The organism is Natronotalea proteinilytica, from assembly GCF_055379935.1.
The window spans coordinates 166,500-182,494 of record NZ_AP043947.1 but is presented as its reverse complement, the minus strand read 5'-3'; the positions used below and the strand labels follow the sequence as shown (position 1 = coordinate 182,494).

The 15,995-nt window shown below is 58.6% G+C and carries 15 protein-coding genes; 5 read left to right on the top strand and 10 right to left on the bottom strand.

The window, feature by feature from the left end:
- Window positions 1–101 precede the first annotated feature (101 nt).
- From ACZ5AL_RS01030 to ACZ5AL_RS01020, 3 genes are all read right to left on the bottom strand, one after another.
- Entirely contained in the window at window positions 102–476 is a 375-nt protein-coding gene (locus ACZ5AL_RS01030; protein ID WP_464511582.1) for an Mth938-like domain-containing protein, read from the bottom strand.
- A gap of 201 nt (window positions 477–677) precedes the next feature.
- Window positions 678–1,118: a DsrE family protein gene (locus tag ACZ5AL_RS01025; RefSeq protein WP_464511581.1), complete on the bottom strand. Its 441-nt coding sequence runs from the start codon at window positions 1,116–1,118 to the stop codon at window positions 678–680.
- A 144-nt stretch (window positions 1,119–1,262) separates the two neighbouring features.
- Complete coding sequence (locus ACZ5AL_RS01020; RefSeq protein WP_464511580.1) at window positions 1,263–1,928, bottom strand: haloacid dehalogenase type II; 666 nt, start codon at window positions 1,926–1,928, stop codon at window positions 1,263–1,265.
- Between the two features lie 135 nt (window positions 1,929–2,063).
- Between ACZ5AL_RS01020 and ACZ5AL_RS01015 the strand changes: the two genes are divergently transcribed.
- Window positions 2,064–3,224: a hypothetical protein gene (locus ACZ5AL_RS01015; RefSeq protein WP_464511579.1), complete on the top strand. Its 1,161-nt coding sequence runs from the start codon at window positions 2,064–2,066 to the stop codon at window positions 3,222–3,224.
- Window positions 3,225–3,640: 416 nt separating this feature from the next.
- Here ACZ5AL_RS01015 and rfbB read toward each other — a convergent pair whose 3' ends face one another.
- The 7 genes from rfbB to ACZ5AL_RS00980 all read right to left on the bottom strand — a co-directional run bounded on the left by rfbB (window position 3,641) and on the right by ACZ5AL_RS00980 (window position 10,728).
- Window positions 3,641–4,672 carry a dTDP-glucose 4,6-dehydratase gene (gene rfbB / locus ACZ5AL_RS01010; RefSeq protein WP_464511577.1) on the bottom strand — a complete coding sequence of 344 codons (1,032 nt, stop codon included), beginning with the start codon at window positions 4,670–4,672 and terminating at the stop codon, window positions 3,641–3,643.
- 100 nt (window positions 4,673–4,772) lie between these two features.
- The gene (gene murJ / locus ACZ5AL_RS01005) at window positions 4,773–6,467 is read right to left on the bottom strand and encodes a murein biosynthesis integral membrane protein MurJ (RefSeq protein ID WP_464511576.1); all 1,695 of its coding nucleotides are present in this window, start codon (window positions 6,465–6,467) and stop codon (window positions 4,773–4,775) included.
- A 27-nt stretch (window positions 6,468–6,494) separates the two neighbouring features.
- Window positions 6,495–7,013, bottom strand: a complete 519-nt coding sequence (locus ACZ5AL_RS01000; protein WP_464511575.1) for a metal-dependent hydrolase — start codon at window positions 7,011–7,013, stop codon at window positions 6,495–6,497.
- Between the two features lie 32 nt (window positions 7,014–7,045).
- Window positions 7,046–7,552, bottom strand: a complete 507-nt coding sequence (locus ACZ5AL_RS00995; RefSeq protein WP_464511573.1) for a type II 3-dehydroquinate dehydratase — start codon at window positions 7,550–7,552, stop codon at window positions 7,046–7,048.
- Between the two features lie 52 nt (window positions 7,553–7,604).
- Window positions 7,605–8,429: an MBL fold metallo-hydrolase gene (locus ACZ5AL_RS00990; protein ID WP_464511572.1), complete on the bottom strand. Its 825-nt coding sequence runs from the start codon at window positions 8,427–8,429 to the stop codon at window positions 7,605–7,607.
- Window positions 8,422–8,742 (bottom strand): hypothetical protein, encoded by a 321-nt coding sequence (locus ACZ5AL_RS00985; RefSeq protein ID WP_464511571.1) that lies wholly within the window; start codon window positions 8,740–8,742, stop codon window positions 8,422–8,424. The genes ACZ5AL_RS00990 and ACZ5AL_RS00985 overlap by 8 nt, the downstream gene beginning before the upstream one ends.
- Window positions 8,743–8,790: 48 nt before the next feature.
- Window positions 8,791–10,728 (bottom strand): Rne/Rng family ribonuclease, encoded by a 1,938-nt coding sequence (locus ACZ5AL_RS00980; RefSeq protein ID WP_464511569.1) that lies wholly within the window; start codon window positions 10,726–10,728, stop codon window positions 8,791–8,793.
- A 1,126-nt stretch (window positions 10,729–11,854) separates the two neighbouring features.
- Between ACZ5AL_RS00980 and ACZ5AL_RS00975 the strand changes: the two genes are divergently transcribed.
- From ACZ5AL_RS00975 to sdhA, 4 genes are all read left to right on the top strand, one after another.
- Window positions 11,855–12,997 (top strand): citrate synthase, encoded by a 1,143-nt coding sequence (locus tag ACZ5AL_RS00975; protein WP_464511568.1) that lies wholly within the window; start codon window positions 11,855–11,857, stop codon window positions 12,995–12,997.
- Between the two features lie 200 nt (window positions 12,998–13,197).
- Entirely contained in the window at window positions 13,198–13,632 is a 435-nt protein-coding gene (gene sdhC, locus ACZ5AL_RS00970; protein WP_464511567.1) for a succinate dehydrogenase, cytochrome b556 subunit, read from the top strand.
- A gap of 44 nt (window positions 13,633–13,676) precedes the next feature.
- Entirely contained in the window at window positions 13,677–14,156 is a 480-nt protein-coding gene (locus tag ACZ5AL_RS00965; protein ID WP_464511565.1) for a succinate dehydrogenase hydrophobic membrane anchor subunit, read from the top strand.
- Window positions 14,157–14,221: 65 nt separating this feature from the next.
- Window positions 14,222–15,964, top strand: coding sequence for a succinate dehydrogenase flavoprotein subunit (sdhA, locus tag ACZ5AL_RS00960; RefSeq protein ID WP_464511564.1), 1,743 nt, complete (start codon window positions 14,222–14,224; stop codon window positions 15,962–15,964).
- Window positions 15,965–15,995 lie beyond the last annotated feature (31 nt).

Genomic DNA, 15,995 nt, shown 5'->3' with positions numbered 1-15,995 from the left:
GCTGCGCTCGCAATGACATGATTGTGAGTTATTCTCGGTACGTTAGGGGACCATGTGTTACCCGAAGATTGATCTGTGGCAGAGAAGTAGCATACCCTGGATCAACACGTCGAATGAATCAGCGCGCCGGTGGGCTGTTCGGTGCGCAGTTCGTTGTAGCGCTGCACGGCCAGTTCGGTGTCTAAAACGTGCACATCGATGCCTTCTTCTTCAAGAAAAGCGAGCGTCTCGTCTTTCACTTGCAGACGCTCGTGGAAGCCCTGCGCGAGAACGACCGCTTCGGCGCCGTGGTCGAGGAGTTCGCGCACATCGGAGGGCTGAATGCCGGGCGAATGCGAAGTGCCCGTCTCGTTCCAGTCCCACCCCCGCGCGCCGCCCGGATACAGCTTCGCATCTTTGAACGGCTTGGGGAAGCCCTCAACGGTAACGCTACCCCACGAAACAGACGTGATCGATGGTGCGGTATTCGTAGCCATAATGCGTGTGCTAATCTGTCCAACAGATCGTCGCCGTTGCTACAAAAACCGGCCAGATGCCGCAAAGGGTTCGCGGGGGGGGGGCCACACACGTCTTCGCCTCCTCAATAGAGCTATCACACGCCCACAACCAAACGTGCCGATGCGCAGTCTGTCTACACATCGGCACGGAGCCGGCGCCGGAATGGGGACGGTGCGCAATTAAAACGTGAAGTACCGCACAGTCGGCTTCATCATGTGCTCAGCGATAGCCGGAGGCTGCGCGACGCCGATACCCTCAACCAGATCCGACTCGTCGGCATCGGTGTTGGGCAGGTAGATCGCGCAGACCTCAACGGTGCTTCCCTCGTTTATCAGGCGCTGTAGAAGCTGCTGCGGAGTGCGGTCGGCAGGCTGAAAAACCGGGAACTCCTCGTTAGCGAGCGCAAGGCGTCCGCCGTCGCCGCACAGGAGCACGCGCACTGAGGCGCCCTGGTTAAGGGATTGGTTGGCGAGTACCATCGCCATCATCTGGGTCTGCGCATCATTGGAGGTGACAACCACGAACAGTTCGTCAGGGTCGTCAGCCTGGGCCTGGGCTGTGGTCATCGATCCGAGGAAAAGGCCGACAACGAGAGTCGCAAAAAAAGCAAAATAGCGCATGGGAGGCAAAGCGGGCTGAAGAAGAATACTTGTTGTTACAAGCAGTTGTATTCCCGTGCCTGCATACAAGTTGCCGGTTTAGGCTGTGATTGTGTGAAAACGGAGCCGAGTCGCATCCACCTATTTTAAACAGACTGCCAGCTGCTATCCAGCAAGCAGCTGATCAACCAAAACCTGCAAATCATTCGCTGTGTGATCGGTGGGCGCAGCGAGCGGGTCGGGCACCACGCCGTCGCGCAGAATGAGCGCAGTCGGGCATCCCACTTGCATCGCCCCGGCCACATCCCACGTGTGGGCGGCCACAAACCCCATGTCGCACGCGGATACCCCCAGCACATCCATGGCCATGTGGTAGGGATCGGGGGCAGGTTTAAGGCGGCGGACGGCATGCGCGGAGAGGATCTCGTCGAAGAACGGGATGAGTCCGGCATGGTCGAGTTGAGCGTGCAAGACATCGGGGGCTCCGTTGCTGAGGGCCGCCAGACGTAGGTCGGCACTGGCGAGGCGCTCCAGCGCGTCGGGGACATCTGGGTGCGGGGGAAGCCGGCGTGCCGTGTCGAGAATGGCACGACGCTCCGCCTCCGATAGCGCTCTGTCGTGGCGGGCAGCTACCATTGTGAGTGCGGCATCGGCAATCTGACTGAAGTCGGCATACGTATCGAGCACGGTCGTGACCAGCGCAGACTGCAGTACCTGGGTAAACCATTCGGTACGTACATTGGGCGTGTCAAAGGCAGCGTCGAACGGCGCGTCGAGGGCACTCAGGTCGAGCAGCGTTTCGTTGACGTCGAATACGAGCGTGGGCGCCATGGCAGTAGAATGATCGTGGGAAGAGCAAGCCTCCCAAAAATACATAGAGGCTTTGTGGGATGCGACTTTTCTTTCATCCGTTATTTCTGTATGCTTTATGCTGTCTTCTGTGTTATGAAATGATTATCGCTTCCCATGCAGCCTGCATCTGCGCGTCTGAATCCGTCTCGTCTTGTGTTTTTCGCAGCGCTGATTGGTGTTGTGCTTGCGAGCAGCGGTGCGCAGACCGTGTGGGCGCAAAGCGACTGGAGTGTGACCTCGCATCTGCGCACCGGCTACTATGGCACCTGGGGAGAGGCGCGCGACGGTTCGGACATCGACGAGCACTCGCTGTCGGGGCGGCTCCGTGTGCGCCCATCGTGGCAGCCGGTATCGTGGGGCAGCGTGCATGCCTCGGGGGCCATCCGCTTTGCCTCCACACAGCCGAGTTGGACCGTGCGTGGACTCGGCTACTATCCCGGAAGCGGGGGCTATGCGGCGGGCGACATTGGGATCGACGGGCTTTTTGTGCGCGGGCAGCCTAACAAGCAGTGGCAGGTGGATGCGGGACGCCTGCGCCTGGGACTGGGCCTGCCTGACATGATGGGCCGCGGACTGCATCGCAACGACGGGTCGAACATTGCTGTGCAGTGGACCGACGGCGTGCACGTGCAGCACCGCTTCACATCGCACGAAACCGCACACGTGGCAGCCTTTCACACGCCAAGCCCGCCCACCACGGCCTTCCGGAGTCCGCTACGGTTCACCGCATCAGGGAGTAACATCGGATGGTTTGGGCTGGTCGAAAGCAGCCGCCCGGTCGGTCCGCTCGTGCATCACGGACTGCATGTGAGCGTGCTTCCAGCCGCTGCGCCAACCGGACCGGATCGCGAGAAGACGTACGTGGCGGTGTCGCTCCACAGCATGGCCGAGCGGTCCATTGGCGAAGAAGCGCGCCTTGCCGTAGCCGCTGAAGTAGGCTGGGTGCCTACGCCGCTCTCGAACGAGGTGCTCGGTCTGGATCCCAATGCCTCGCTCGACCCGATTGGACTGCAGGCCTCGCTTAACCTGCTCGACATAGGCGGGGCCCACTCGTTTGCAGTGCAAGGTGGGCTAAACAGTCCGCACTGGCTCATCTCGACCGACTTCCGCCCGAACGAGTGGATGACGGAGGCCCGCTATTACTGGCGCTTCCACGAAAACTTTCGGTTCGACGTACGCCTGCGCCTGCGTCAGGAGCGCTGGCAGCAAGTCGACGCCGTGCAGCGCCGCACGCAGTACGACACGTACATCCGGCTGAACATTTACCTGCCGTAGTAGTGCTGGTTTGCCCGTGGCTGCTGAGCTTAGAACAGGCCGTGGAGGCGTCACAGCACGCTGTGGTACCTGTTTAGCGTGGTACAATGACCGCCCGGGATATCCGCTTCGCTCCTGATCCCGGGCTACAGAACGGTGCGATGTGAGCAAAATCCATAGCCGGGGACCGCTTGCGTCCCCGGCGATCAGGAAGCACGCCGCTAAACACGTACACGCTGTGACGGTACGAGGCCTTCCATACTGAACGCCCCCCTTCCTTGCGTCCTTCTGTTTCAGCGTGTTCTCTTTGCAGGGGAGCGGGGTGGTTTCTTGTGCGCGGTATCAGATGGGCTGACGGCAGGCGTTGAGATCCCTCCGCCGGGGGCGGCGTATCGGTCGGTTGTTCGATTCAGAGGGGATGTGAAATGGGGGGGTTGCTACGCAGGGTGCGGCTCGGGCTCCAGCCGTTCGGGGTGGTCGAGATACCACTGCACCGTCTCTTGCAATCCCGTGTGGAAATTGGTGGTAGGCTGCCAGTCGAGCGCATCGCGGGTGGCGGAGGCGTCGAGCGCGTAGCGGTAGTCGTGTCCCGCCCGGTCGTCGACGAACGTGATGAGGTCGGCGTAGGAGCCATCGCCGGAGCGCGGGTGTTCCGCATCCAACAGGCCGCAGAGCATGTGCACCAGTTCGATGTTGCGCAGTTCGCGTCCGCCGCCCACCAGGTACGTTTCGCCGGGCGTGCCGTGGGTGTAGGCCCGATGCAGGGCGCGGGCGTGATCGTCCACGTAGATCCAGTCGCGCACGTTGCTGCCATCGCCGTAGACGGGGATGGGATCGCCGTTCAGCGCGCTGCGCAACACCACCGGAATCAGCTTCTCGGGGTACTGTCGCGGACCGTAGGTGTTGGAGCCATTGGTGATGAGCGTGGGCAGTCCGTAGGTGTGGTGCCAGGCACGCACGAAGTGGTCGGAGGCGGCTTTGCTGGCGGCGTAGGGCGAGCGCGGTGCGTAGGGCGAATCGGGCTGGAAGCGCCCTGCATCGCCCAGCTGCCCGAACACCTCGTCGGTCGAGATATGCACGAACCGGAAGCGCGTCTGCGCCTCGGCGTCGAGCGACTCGTAGTGCACGAGAGCGGCTTCGAGCAGACTTACTGTGCCCTGCACGTTGGTCGTTACGAACGGAGCGGGTCCGTCGATCGAGCGATCCACGTGCGATTCGGCGGCCAGGTGGAGTACCCCTGCAGGCTGGTGCGCTTCGAACACCGCGTGCATCGCCTCGGTGTCGGCGATGTCGGATTCGACGAGCGTGTGTCGTGGATGCGAGCGGGCCGGACCTAGATTGCGAGGGTCACCAGCGTACGTGAGGGCATCCACCGTGACGATGCGGTGGTCGGTGGCATCGAGCAGGTGGCACACCAACGCCGACCCGATAAAGCCACATCCACCTGTTACCAGCAACGCATCAGACATAAAAATGCAAATCAGATTCAAAGGTTAACGTATTTGTTGACGTAGAGACGCAGCGCCGCTGCGTCTCCATCGCTGCGTCTCCCAAACAGCCCTTCGCACATCACCCCACAAACCGATCCACCCATGCCATCAGTTCCGGACGGTTTAGGAGCCATGTGCTGCCCAGGTACACCACGATGTATGTGCCCCCCACGAGGGGAGCCACGACCCAGATGGATGCACCGGCGAGGAGCGCCCACACGCCAAGCGCCGGAAGCGCCGCCGCGATTGCGAGTCCGGTGAGCGTGACGATGGTGCGCCCGTCCACGAGCGAAAGCGTGGGCAGATGCGTACGCAGGGCACGCCTCAGCAAGATGAACTCGACCCAGGCACCCACGCTGGCCCCGAGGCTGAGTCCGAGTGCGCCCAGAAAGAGCGGGTCGTCCGTCGCGACGGGTACCAGATCAGGCACGGCGGTCGTATCCAGCCAGAGCATAAGCGGCACCGCGATCGCGGTTGAGATCACCACGCGCACCACCGCCAGCCGGGCAGGGGTTTTGGCATCGCCGAGGGCGTAGAAGGCGTTCTGCAGGAGGCGCGACACGGTGGTTGCCAAGATGCCCAGTGCATATCCCCCCAGCACAATGTAGACAAGCCAGTTGCTTTGCGCATCGAACTGGCCGGTGCGCAGGAGCAGGCCCACCACTAGAAACCCGAAGCAGAGGTAGCCTACGATGGTGGGGATCGTGAGGAACGCGATCTGGTGGATGGAGCGGCGCATGCGCGTGCCGAAGGTCTTGGCGCGCTCGGTGGTGAGGCGCGAGAGCTCGGGCAGTTCAGAGGCGGCTACGGAGATGCCGAAAAGGCTGACGGGCAGCAGGTAGAAGATCTGGGCGTAGCGCACGGCGCTCTGTGCACCCACGGCGAGGAGCGAGGCCAGAAACAGATCGATGTAGCCCGAGATCTGCGCCACGCCGCGTCCGGCCACAACCGGTCCAAACGCCCGAATGGCCTCACGCACGCCCTCCACGCGGGTCGAGATGGAGAGATAGAGCCGGTCGAGGTGCTGCCAGACAAACGGCAGTTGGATCCCAAACTGGAGGAGTCCGCCCCCTACAGCTCCGAAACAAGCAATGAGCAAGAGCCGCGAGAGCGCGTCGCTGGTGAGCGCATCTGGGGCACCGGGCGTGCCGCTGAGGGCGTAGGCACCGCCAATGAGTGCGCCGATGATGGCCACGTTCCAGAGCGCCGGGGCTACGTACGGCACGAAAAACTGACGATGGCTGTTGAGGATGCCGAGGGCCCACGCTGAGAGCACCAGAATGCCGGCCATCGGGAAGATGATGCGTACGGCCTGTACGGCCAGCTCAAACCGGTTGATGCTGAGGGTGCCTGCTGCCACGCGCTCCGCATCCCCCAGATAGCCGGGGGCGAGTACGGCCACGACCGGTTCAGCCAGCGCGATGCCTGCCAGCACAACGAGCCCGACCACCACACAGAGGAGTCCGAAGATGGCTCCGGCAAAACGGGCGGCGGCTTCGGGACGGTCTTCGTCAATCAGGCGGCTGTAGACGGGAATAAACGCCGCTGAGATGGTGCCCTCGCCCAGCAGGTTCTGCAGCAAGTTGGGCGCGCGAAAAGCCACCTGCCACACATCGGCATGGGCGCCTACACCAAAGTAGAACGCGACGGCGCGCTCACGCAGCAGGCCCAGGATTTTACTCACGAAAATGCCCAGTGCAACGACGCCCGCCGCGCTGGACGATGGCGACGCGTCGGCGGGGGCTTCGGAAGTGGACGAATTAGAGGGAGCCATGCAAACCGGAAGGCGAGGAGAAGGGTGTTAGTCGCGCCACACCATCAACTTTTTGGGGATAACCAGTCCATCAAGCACAAGATGACTGAAGTATCCTACGACCGCCGCCACATAGAAGGGGGCCCCCACAAAAGCCATCTCAGGAAACCGGAAATAAGGGACTACCAAAAACGGCAAGGGCACGACCAGCATGGCCCACCACGTGTGCGTCCAACCGCGATGGGGCCCCAGGCCCGGCAAAATAGCCAACAACCCCAAATAGGCCGCCGCCTCGTAGTGTCCGACCACGATGAGATACAGATCAACCACCAGAAAAATGCGGTAGAAGATACGTCGGCCTTTCGAGTCGGTATCCACATCCGGCCACAGCCCAAACAGGAGTGTTACCACAAACAACCCAGCGATATACATCATCGTAGTGAGCGGTTCAGCCAGCGGGTCAAAGTAGATGTGTAGCAGTCCAAGCGCCAGCGCATAGCCAAACATCACAATGTACGCGACGAAGAAGAGAATCGCGCCGGTAATGTGGCCTTTGTATCCTGACATAGCGAAGCAATAAACCGATGGAACGAGAGCCGTTATGTATTCTCGGAGGAGGTGGGCTCCGTTCCATGGTCTGCTTCATGGTCTTCTCCTTGGTTTTGGTCCTCGTCGTATGCAATGGGGCCACGCATCTGCAGATATTGCACAGCGAGTAAGTACCCAGCAGGGCCGAGTCCGCTAATTTGTCCGATGCAGGCAGGCGCTACGCGAGAAGTCCGACGAAAGTCTTCGCGTCCATGAATATTGGAGAGGTGCACTTCTATCACAGGCGGATCGATGGCTGCTACAGCGTCATGCAGCGCTACCGAGGTGTGGGTGTATCCGCCCGGATTGAACACAACACCCATAGCCCGAGTGGCATGTGCCTGATGAAGGGTATCGATGAGCACCCCTTCGTGGTTGCTCTGCACCCACTCGAAGGTAAGGTCATCAAATGCCGCGCTGACCTTTTGTTCGAGGGATTCGAGCGGCTCGGTGCCGTAATGCTCTGGATTGCGGATCCCAAGCAGATTCAGATTTGGACCATTCAGAACGACAATCATAGACGGTGGGTATGGGTGGCAGGGGGCGATGCTAAAGAAAACGCGTTTGCTGTTAGCCCGTGCATGACTCCGACGGAGCCGGCACCTTGAGTTCCAGCCCATCGTAGGCCAGATGCACATGGTCGGGTAAGGCGGCAGTTTGTTCGGCGTGACGTACTGCGTGAGTCATGTGGATAAAGTACGTGTCTTGTGCGCCAATGCGATTGGCTACGCGCACGCCTTCGTCGAAGCTAAAATGCGTGGGATGCGGATCTGGCCGCAGCGCATCCAGCACGAGTACCTCTACCCCGTCAAGCAAGTCGAAGCTGGACTCCGGAATCGCGCTGGCGTCGGTCAGATACGCAAACGCGCCGATGCGTATACCCATCGTAGGGGTGTCTCCATGCCATAGCGGCACGGGCTGTATGTGGAGACTCGAACCGTCGTCGTATCGGCTTTGGACGGTAAACGCCTCATCGACGGCTTTCAATTGCACACGGGCAGCTCCGGGATACGGGGTATCGCCAAAGATATAGCTATAGCGCTTTTTCAGCTTCTGCACGGTGTTGGAATTAGCAAAGCAAGGCATAAGGCGCCGGTTCTGGTAAAAGAACGGGCGCAGATCGTCGATGCCTGCTGTATGATCAAAGTGATGGTGTGTAAAGCATACCGCATCAATACGGCGGATACCCGCTCGCTGCGCCTGCTGCCGAAAGTCGGGGCCGGCGTCGACAAGGATGCCCAGCGGTCCGGCTTCAATGTAGCAGGCACACCGTAGCCGCTTGTCTCGCGGATCAGAGGAAGTGCACACCGAACACGAACAGCCCAGCACTGGCACACCGGTGGAAGTACCCGTCCCCAACATGGTAACACGGAGCGGCGGGCTGTCTTCAGGCATTTGCGCTGGATGACGAGTTGTCGGAAGCGTTGGGAGCAGACGAATCATTGGCGGCATCCGCATCGGCCCAGACGGATTCGAGGGCGTCGCGCACGGCGGGCTTCAGGTAGACCGTATCCAGTGGGGCCTCGCGCAGGCTATTAGCAAGCACCGCAAGCTGAACATCGGCCATGTGCCGCTTATTCAGCATGATAACGGTAGTATCACCTACCTGGCAGCGCCCTCCCCGAAAGTTGCCTTTTTCAACACGCACCTCCATGCCCATACGCTCGGCAACATCGGTAAGCTCCTCGATAATGGTGTCTGTATCCATCCTTCATGCACCTGATTCGCAAAACCGCGGCGTGGAGGGGTGTGCCTGCTAGGCCTCTACGAGCGCCTTCCCGGTTTGCGGCTCCTCTACGGCAAACGAGAGGGGCGATATCGTATTATCGGTTTCGAGGTGTACGCGCACAAAGTGACGCATAAACCACTGCGTGGGGTAGCTGGGTACCGCACGCGTAAGGAAAGCAGCCAGGAATGGATGGACGCGAATCGTGATGGCGGCATGTTGACTGGCGTGCTCAGCGATCCATGTGTCTAGCGCGTCGACTACCTCTTCGGCTGGACGTGCTGCATCGGCGGAGTCGGGCGGGGTCGGCAGTGCGGCAGTGCGCGCTGTATCGGCCTCTTGACGAGCCGCACGAGCAGCTTCCTGGGCCTCGTCGCGGGCCTCACGCGCAGCGGCGTGTTCTTTTTTCTCGGTTTCCAGTGCCTTTTTGAGTTGGCCCAGTTCGCTCTTTAGCTGGTTGACCTGGTTCTGGGCTGCCTTTGCCTGTTCGCGAATCTCATCTATCTGGTGCTGATCCTGACCATTCTGCGACCCTCTTTGTCGTTGCTTGCCTTGTCGTTGTTCGAGTTCAGCGAGCTGGGCGTCACGCTCTTCCAGCGTGCTCTTCGTCTGCTCCAGGCGCTTCTCCAATCGCTTGGTGCGGTTATGCGCTTCCCGCAGCTGTTGCCGGTAGCGCTCCACGTCGGAGTCATCTTCGACGGAAGCGCCGCTCGATGAGGCAAACGACGACGTAAGGCTTGGACGCAACCGCTGCCGGGTAATCTCGACCAGCCCAAAGTCACTCATCGGCAGCACTTTCGTGACAGCGCGATCATCTTCGAAACGGTTTTTGAGCTCTTCGTAGACCTTCCGCCGCGCATCGTTGTCACGTAAGTCGATAAAGTCGACAACAATGATGCCGCCGATGTCGCGCAGACGCACCTGGCGGGCAATCACGCGAGCCGCTTCCAGGTTCACATCGAGTGAGTTTTCGGATTGCGATTTGCCACGTCCTGAGCGTCCCGAGTTTACATCCACCACATGCATGGCCTCGGTTTTTTCGATAAACAGGTAGCCGCCCGAAGGTAACTCCACGCGGTCTTTGAAGGCGCGGTCGGCGCCTTGCTGAATGCCTGCTGCTTCAAATACGGGCGTGTTGGAGTTATGATACTCCACACGCGACACCATTGACGGCGCCACCGCACGTACGTAGCTTCGCACGCTATGAAACAGCGCCTTATGGTCGATGAGAATGCGATCGAAATCTTCTGAGAACTGATCACGGATAATTGAGGATGCCATATCCACATCCTCGTGGATAAGTGTGGGGGCGTTGCTGGCCTGCCCAAGCCGCTTTTCCACGCGACGCCACCGCTCCAAAAGTAGCCGCAGGTCTTTGTCGAGCGATTTTGCATCACGGCCTTCGGCAACGGTGCGCACAATAACACCAAACCCGTCGGGCACGAGGCTACCAGCAAGGGCCTTCAGGCGATTGCGCTCTTTTTCTTTTTCGATCTTGCGTGAAACAGCCACCACATTCGAAAGCGGTACCAGCACCAAAAAGCGCCCCGCCATCGATATATCAGTTGAGATGCGACTGCCTTTGTTGGCAATCGGCTCCTTCTTCACCTGCACAAGCAGGCGCTGATTACGACTCAGGTGCTTAACCGGATTGATGTTGCGATCGCGCAGGTTGTTGGGCAGATCGATGTGCTCAACCTTGGGCGTGCTTTGGTTGAGTAGCTCTTTCAATTGCGGCAGATTTTCTGCGATATCGGAGAAGTGCAGAAACGCATCTTGCTCCTGCCCGATATCGACAAAAGCGGCTCGAATGCTGGGCATCACGCGCCGGATAATCCCCAAGTAGAGATTACCAATAGTGCGCTTGTGCTCGGCATTTTCAATGTAGAGTTCAGCAAGCTTGTTATCCTCTACAATGGCGATACGCGTTCGCGTATCGGATACATTGACTACAATTTCTTTAGGCATAAGGCGGTACAAGCCGTGTCGCACGTACGCCTTCGGGGGTCAGGGGGAATAAGTCGCAGAATGGGCTAAGCAACGAAGGGCACCCAAAAGGAGCAGCGGGCCTGTGGCACGCTGTAGGTGTAAAGCAAAGATCCGAACACCGGGGGCGGGTACGCCCTCTCTACAGGAATGCAAGGTAGAGGAATCCGTGACCATCCGAAGCGCGCGCAGTACGCGTACACGGACAGCTAATGAACAAGGGAAGGCGAGAAAAACAGTCAAGAAGCGCAATGGCTTCTCTGTAAGGCAAAGCAAAAAGCGTGCGCAGTCGCGTTCAATATGGTTTGCAAGCATTTATCGGCATGCCAAACAGGATCCTGTCAGGATTCCGTCTGCAGTGTTATGCTTAGCTGCAGCAAGGCACCGCCGGGAGTTGCTTGGTGGCATGGACACACGAGTGCTTCGTTTATGCGCTTGATAACAGAGACGCTAACAAAGCACGGTGTCTTAACACAACGTTCCGTGGACGCACATGTCATGTTATTCGATGTTTGTGACGCGCGTCCTTACGCACGTTTAGGAAGTCAGTATAACAACTCTCTATTCCCTAATCCACCTGAAGGTCGAAATGATCCCTCAATCTGATCTTGACTTTTCGGCTCGGCATCTCACCTCCAACTGTACCGCCCATGGCTTTTAATGGAAATTCTTTCTTATCGCAACCCTTTCTTTCATACCATGCGTATGCAACATGCATACAAAAACAGGGTCTTCTTGACTGTCGATTGCTTTGCCTGCATTTTTGATGTAGCTTTCCCACAGTGGGAACGAGTTCTACAGCAAAGACACTCGTTCAGAGGAAGTGTTGAGGGATGTGCCTCAGTGGTATTTTCGCGAAGCAGGCCATTGCTCTCCCGTTTGCATCGCTTGCCTATGCAGTCTGTACGCATAGAGCTTGTACGTAGATGCAAGCCTCCCCTTTCACGACCTCTTGCACCAAGACCCCTTTCTGCATGTGCTGTACGCGCAGACACGCATGTTGGAAGCGCTTACCCCCTTGACTAGCCTCTCTGCGCACATGCTCTCGGAGGAATGCTCCCTCCCCTGGCTGCCTAATCAACTCCTTTGACCAACGCACCAATTACACATGGCCGATACAAATGGATCTGAAGAAGTCCGTGGACTAGAAGGCGTTATTGCGCTCTCCTCGGAGCTTTCTTCCATCGATGGCGACGCTGGCGAACTCGTTTACCGCGGATACAATATTTACGACTTGGCTGAGAATGCCTCTTTTGAAGAGGTGGTCTACTTGCTTTGGAATGGCGACCTGCCAAACCAATCGCAACTCAACGCCCTGAAGAGCGATTTGCGCGCGGCGCGCAACGTACCTGCCCCGGTAATCGATATTCTGCGCCAGGCGCCTGAGAGCGCTCACCCGATGGCGGTGCTCCGTACAGCCATTTCTGCTCTTGGAATGCATGACAAGGAGGCAGACGATGACTCCCCCGAAGCCAATCGCCGCAAGGCCACTCGGCTTCTAGCCCGCACACCTGGCATCATTGCTGCCTTTTCGCGATTGCGCAACGGCCATGAGCCCGTCGCCCCCCTCGACGATCAGTCGATGGCGTACAACTTTCTGTACATGCTCAATAACGAAGACCCCGGCGAAGAGGCGGAAAGCACATTCGATACCTGCCTGGTACTGCATGCCGACCACGGGCTGAACGCATCCACCTTCACCAGCCGTGTGATTGGCTCAACACTCTCCGATATGTACTCGGCGGTGTCTGGTGCCATTGGCGCGCTAAAAGGACCGCTTCATGGGGGCGCCAACCGAGAAGTCATGCGCATGCTGCTCGATATAGACGAGAAAGGCGCAGATCCGGTCGAGTATGTACAGCAAAAGCTGGCCAATAAAGAACGGGTTATGGGCTTTGGCCACCGCGTGTACCGCACCATGGACCCCCGCGCCGCCATCTTGCGCGACCAGGTTGAAGCACTTAGCCAGGAGCGTGGGGCCACTAAATGGTACGACTATAGCATGGCCATTCTTAACACGGTGAAATCCGAGAAAGGTCTTGACCCGAACGTGGACTTCTTCAGCGCGTCCACGTATTATATGCTGGGGCTGGATCCGGATCTTTTCACTCCCATTTTTGCTCTTAGCCGCTCTGCAGGCTGGACGGCACACCTGCTGGAACAGTGGGCCGACAACCGACTGATCCGTCCACGCGCTGCTTATGTGGGAGAACACGATCGTACTGTAGCCCCCATTAGCGAGCGCGCCTAAGCGCACACCGTACTCCGGCAGTCGAGAACGATCTCGGCTGCCGCACGGTTTAACCCCTACAGATAGCGGGCTGGTCACGAAACCTTTACAGTCGGAGATTCATATCTGTAGGTACCCCGTCTGGCTTTTTCTGTGCCCTGCCCTGCACGCGCCCCAGGCGCCTTTTGCACCCTCACCCTCACACCGTTTCTCTTTGCCTTATGGCTGTTGACACCGTTGAAACCGCTGCGGAGTCGTCCTCTGCCAGCACCGCCTCGCAAAACAGTCGCTTTCAGTGGTATCGGGTCCGTACAGGCATGTTTGCCTGGATGGCTCACCGGCTGAGCGGCGTAGCCCTTGTCCTTTACCTCGTTGTACATGTGTGGGGCCTTCGTGCCCTCACCGATCGTGCCGCCTTCAACGAGCTCATTGCAGGCTACCACGCTCCCATTTTCAAGATCGGAGAGTTCTTGCTGCTGGCCGCCGTGGTATATCATGCCTTGAACGGCCTCCGCATCGTTCTCATTGACTTTTTGGGATGGAGCCCCAAACAGAAGAGCATGTTCTGGACCCTCTTCATTGTGGCGGTTGTCTTGATCGCTGTGGGAGGCTACCCCATTCTGTACTCGCTGGCCGACTACTTCTTCCTCGGCTAAGCTCTCCCTTCTGTCTGCCCTGCTTCGTTTGACCTCGATCTGTTATGGCTTCGCGCTCTGCTTCAAAATCCAACGCGCAGAACTGGTTTCTGCACCGCATCACCGGCACGTTTCTCATCTTTATGCTGATCACCCACTTCTGGGTACAGCACTACGACTACCAAACCGCAAGCGTCTCTCACGACGTAATTTCAACCGAGCAAATTGAGGAGGGCGTACTGCCCACCTACTCGGAAGAAGCCCAAGCGGCCGTTCAAGAACGCTTTGGCGAGGATGCTGAAGTCACCCCGTACGACGTGGTAATGCTTCGCTTGGCGGACCCCGTTTACGCCGTGCTCTGGAAAGGATTCAACATCTTATTTCTGATTGTTGCACTGCACCACGGCTTCTATGGCCTCAATAATGTGATTGCCGACTACGTACGAAACCCTATGGCCCGCAAAACGGCAAAAGTGCTTTCGTGGACGCTGGCCCTTGTGCTCCTTATTATTGGCACATACTCCGTAATGACCGCAGGCTGGTGACACTGGCACCGTTTCTTGTTGTGACCTGCTTCTGACTGTTTCGCTCATTTGTCTCCTGTACCACCATGACATTTTCCCATGATGTCGTTATTGTCGGCGCTGGCGGCGCGGGCCTTATGTCCGCTCTGTATGCCAAAGAAGGCGGTGCCGATGTCGCTGTTGTTTCTAAACTCCATCCGTTGCGGTCGCACACCGGAGCCGCACAGGGCGGTATCAGTGCGGCCCTTGGCAACGAAGAAGAAGACCACTGGCTGTGGCACGCCTTCGATACCGTAAAGGGGAGCGATTACCTGGGCGACCAAGACGCCGTAGAAGCCCTCTGCAAAGACGCCCCCCGGACCATTGTGGAGCTGGAGCATTACGGCGTTCCGTTCAGCCGAAACTCGGAAGGCACCATCTCGCAACGGCGTTTTGGAGGCCACACCCGCAACTTCGGCGAATCACCTGTACGCCGTGCCTGCCACGCCGCTGACCGCACTGGCCATACCATCTTACACACGCTCTACGACCAGTGCACCAAACAGGGCGTTCGCTTTTATGATGAGTTTCAGGTGCTCGACCTCATCATGACACCCGATGGCGAGTGCTCAGGTGTGGTGGCCTACGAAATCCTGACGGGCGAAATCCACACGTTCCACGCCAAGATCGTATGCTTTGCGACAGGAGGATACGGGCGCGCATTCAAAACGACCTCGAACGCACATGCCGGCACCGGTGATGGCATGTCTATTATGCTGCGCGCTGGCATCCCGCTCGAAGACATGGAGTTCGTTCAGTTCCACCCAACCGGACTGTATCGCCTCGGCATCCTCATTACAGAGGGGGCCCGTGGTGAGGGCGGCATTTTGCGCAACTCCGAGGGCGAGCGCTTCATGGAACGCTATGCGCCAACGGTCAAAGACCTGGCTCCGCGCGACATGGTCTCGCAGTGTATCTACAAGGAAATTCGCGCCGGGCGCGGCGTGAACGGCAAGGACTATGTTCACCTCGACCTCACCCACGTGGGCGATGAGGTGCTCGACAAAAAACTTCCCGAAATCTCGGAGTTCTCGCGCACCTACATGGGCGTCAACCCCAAGCAAGAGCCCATTCCTGTTGCTCCGACGTGCCACTACGCTATGGGCGGCATTCCCACAGATGCGGATGGACGCGTAGAAACGAAAGAACGTGGCACGTCGGTACCCGGTCTCTACGCTGTAGGTGAGTGCGCGTGCGTAAGCGTGCACGGCGCCAACCGCCTGGGCACGAACTCGCTTCTGGAACTGGTAGTGTTTGGACGCCGCGCCGGCATGACGATGGCCGAAGAAGTACGTAATGGGAAATCGCATGCGGCGCTTCCCGACAACCCAGAAGAAGACATTCGTACGCTGCTAGACGACCTGCTTGCAAACACCCCCTCCGACGGCGAACCCACCGTGAACGTTCGAACCGACTTGCAGGAGACCATGATGTCGAACGTCAGCGTCTTCCGCACCGATGAAACGCTAAGCGATGCGCTCAACGACCTGCAGTCGCTACGCAAACGAGCCCAAAACGTAGTGGTGGAGGACAAAGGCAAAAAGTTCAATACCGACTTGATGGATGCCGTGGAGATTAGCTTCATGGTCGATTATGCCGAAGCCATTGCCGCTAGTGCGCACTACCGCACCGAAAGCCGAGGTGCTCACTCGCGTGAAGACTATCAAAACCGCAATGACGACGACTGGCTACAGCACACGCTATTCTACAGCGACTGCAACGGCGAGTACGAGTTTGCCGACAAGGATGTGGTCATCACGCGATTCGAGCCGAAAGAGCGCAAGTACTAATTCAGCGGCCTCGTTTCGGGCCGGGCCGACT

What these genes read in the sequence shown, in the direction of transcription:
- ACZ5AL_RS01030 (WP_464511582.1), bottom strand. Translation starts at nt 476, where the DNA reads ATGGCTACGAATACCGCACCATCGATCACGTCTGTTTCGTGGGGTAGC.
- ACZ5AL_RS01025 (WP_464511581.1), bottom strand. Translation starts at nt 1,118, where the DNA reads ATGCGCTATTTTGCTTTTTTTGCGACTCTCGTTGTCGGCCTTTTCCTC.
- ACZ5AL_RS01020 (WP_464511580.1), bottom strand. Translation starts at nt 1,928, where the DNA reads ATGGCGCCCACGCTCGTATTCGACGTCAACGAAACGCTGCTCGACCTG.
- ACZ5AL_RS01015 (WP_464511579.1), top strand. Translation starts at nt 2,064, where the DNA reads ATGCAGCCTGCATCTGCGCGTCTGAATCCGTCTCGTCTTGTGTTTTTC.
- rfbB (WP_464511577.1), bottom strand. Translation starts at nt 4,672, where the DNA reads ATGTCTGATGCGTTGCTGGTAACAGGTGGATGTGGCTTTATCGGGTCG.
- murJ (WP_464511576.1), bottom strand. Translation starts at nt 6,467, where the DNA reads ATGGCTCCCTCTAATTCGTCCACTTCCGAAGCCCCCGCCGACGCGTCG.
- ACZ5AL_RS01000 (WP_464511575.1), bottom strand. Translation starts at nt 7,013, where the DNA reads ATGTCAGGATACAAAGGCCACATTACCGGCGCGATTCTCTTCTTCGTC.
- ACZ5AL_RS00995 (WP_464511573.1), bottom strand. Translation starts at nt 7,552, where the DNA reads ATGATTGTCGTTCTGAATGGTCCAAATCTGAATCTGCTTGGGATCCGC.
- ACZ5AL_RS00990 (WP_464511572.1), bottom strand. Translation starts at nt 8,429, where the DNA reads ATGCCTGAAGACAGCCCGCCGCTCCGTGTTACCATGTTGGGGACGGGT.
- ACZ5AL_RS00985 (WP_464511571.1), bottom strand. Translation starts at nt 8,742, where the DNA reads ATGGATACAGACACCATTATCGAGGAGCTTACCGATGTTGCCGAGCGT.
- ACZ5AL_RS00980 (WP_464511569.1), bottom strand. Translation starts at nt 10,728, where the DNA reads ATGCCTAAAGAAATTGTAGTCAATGTATCCGATACGCGAACGCGTATC.
- ACZ5AL_RS00975 (WP_464511568.1), top strand. Translation starts at nt 11,855, where the DNA reads ATGGCCGATACAAATGGATCTGAAGAAGTCCGTGGACTAGAAGGCGTT.
- sdhC (WP_464511567.1), top strand. Translation starts at nt 13,198, where the DNA reads ATGGCTGTTGACACCGTTGAAACCGCTGCGGAGTCGTCCTCTGCCAGC.
- ACZ5AL_RS00965 (WP_464511565.1), top strand. Translation starts at nt 13,677, where the DNA reads ATGGCTTCGCGCTCTGCTTCAAAATCCAACGCGCAGAACTGGTTTCTG.
- sdhA (WP_464511564.1), top strand. Translation starts at nt 14,222, where the DNA reads ATGACATTTTCCCATGATGTCGTTATTGTCGGCGCTGGCGGCGCGGGC.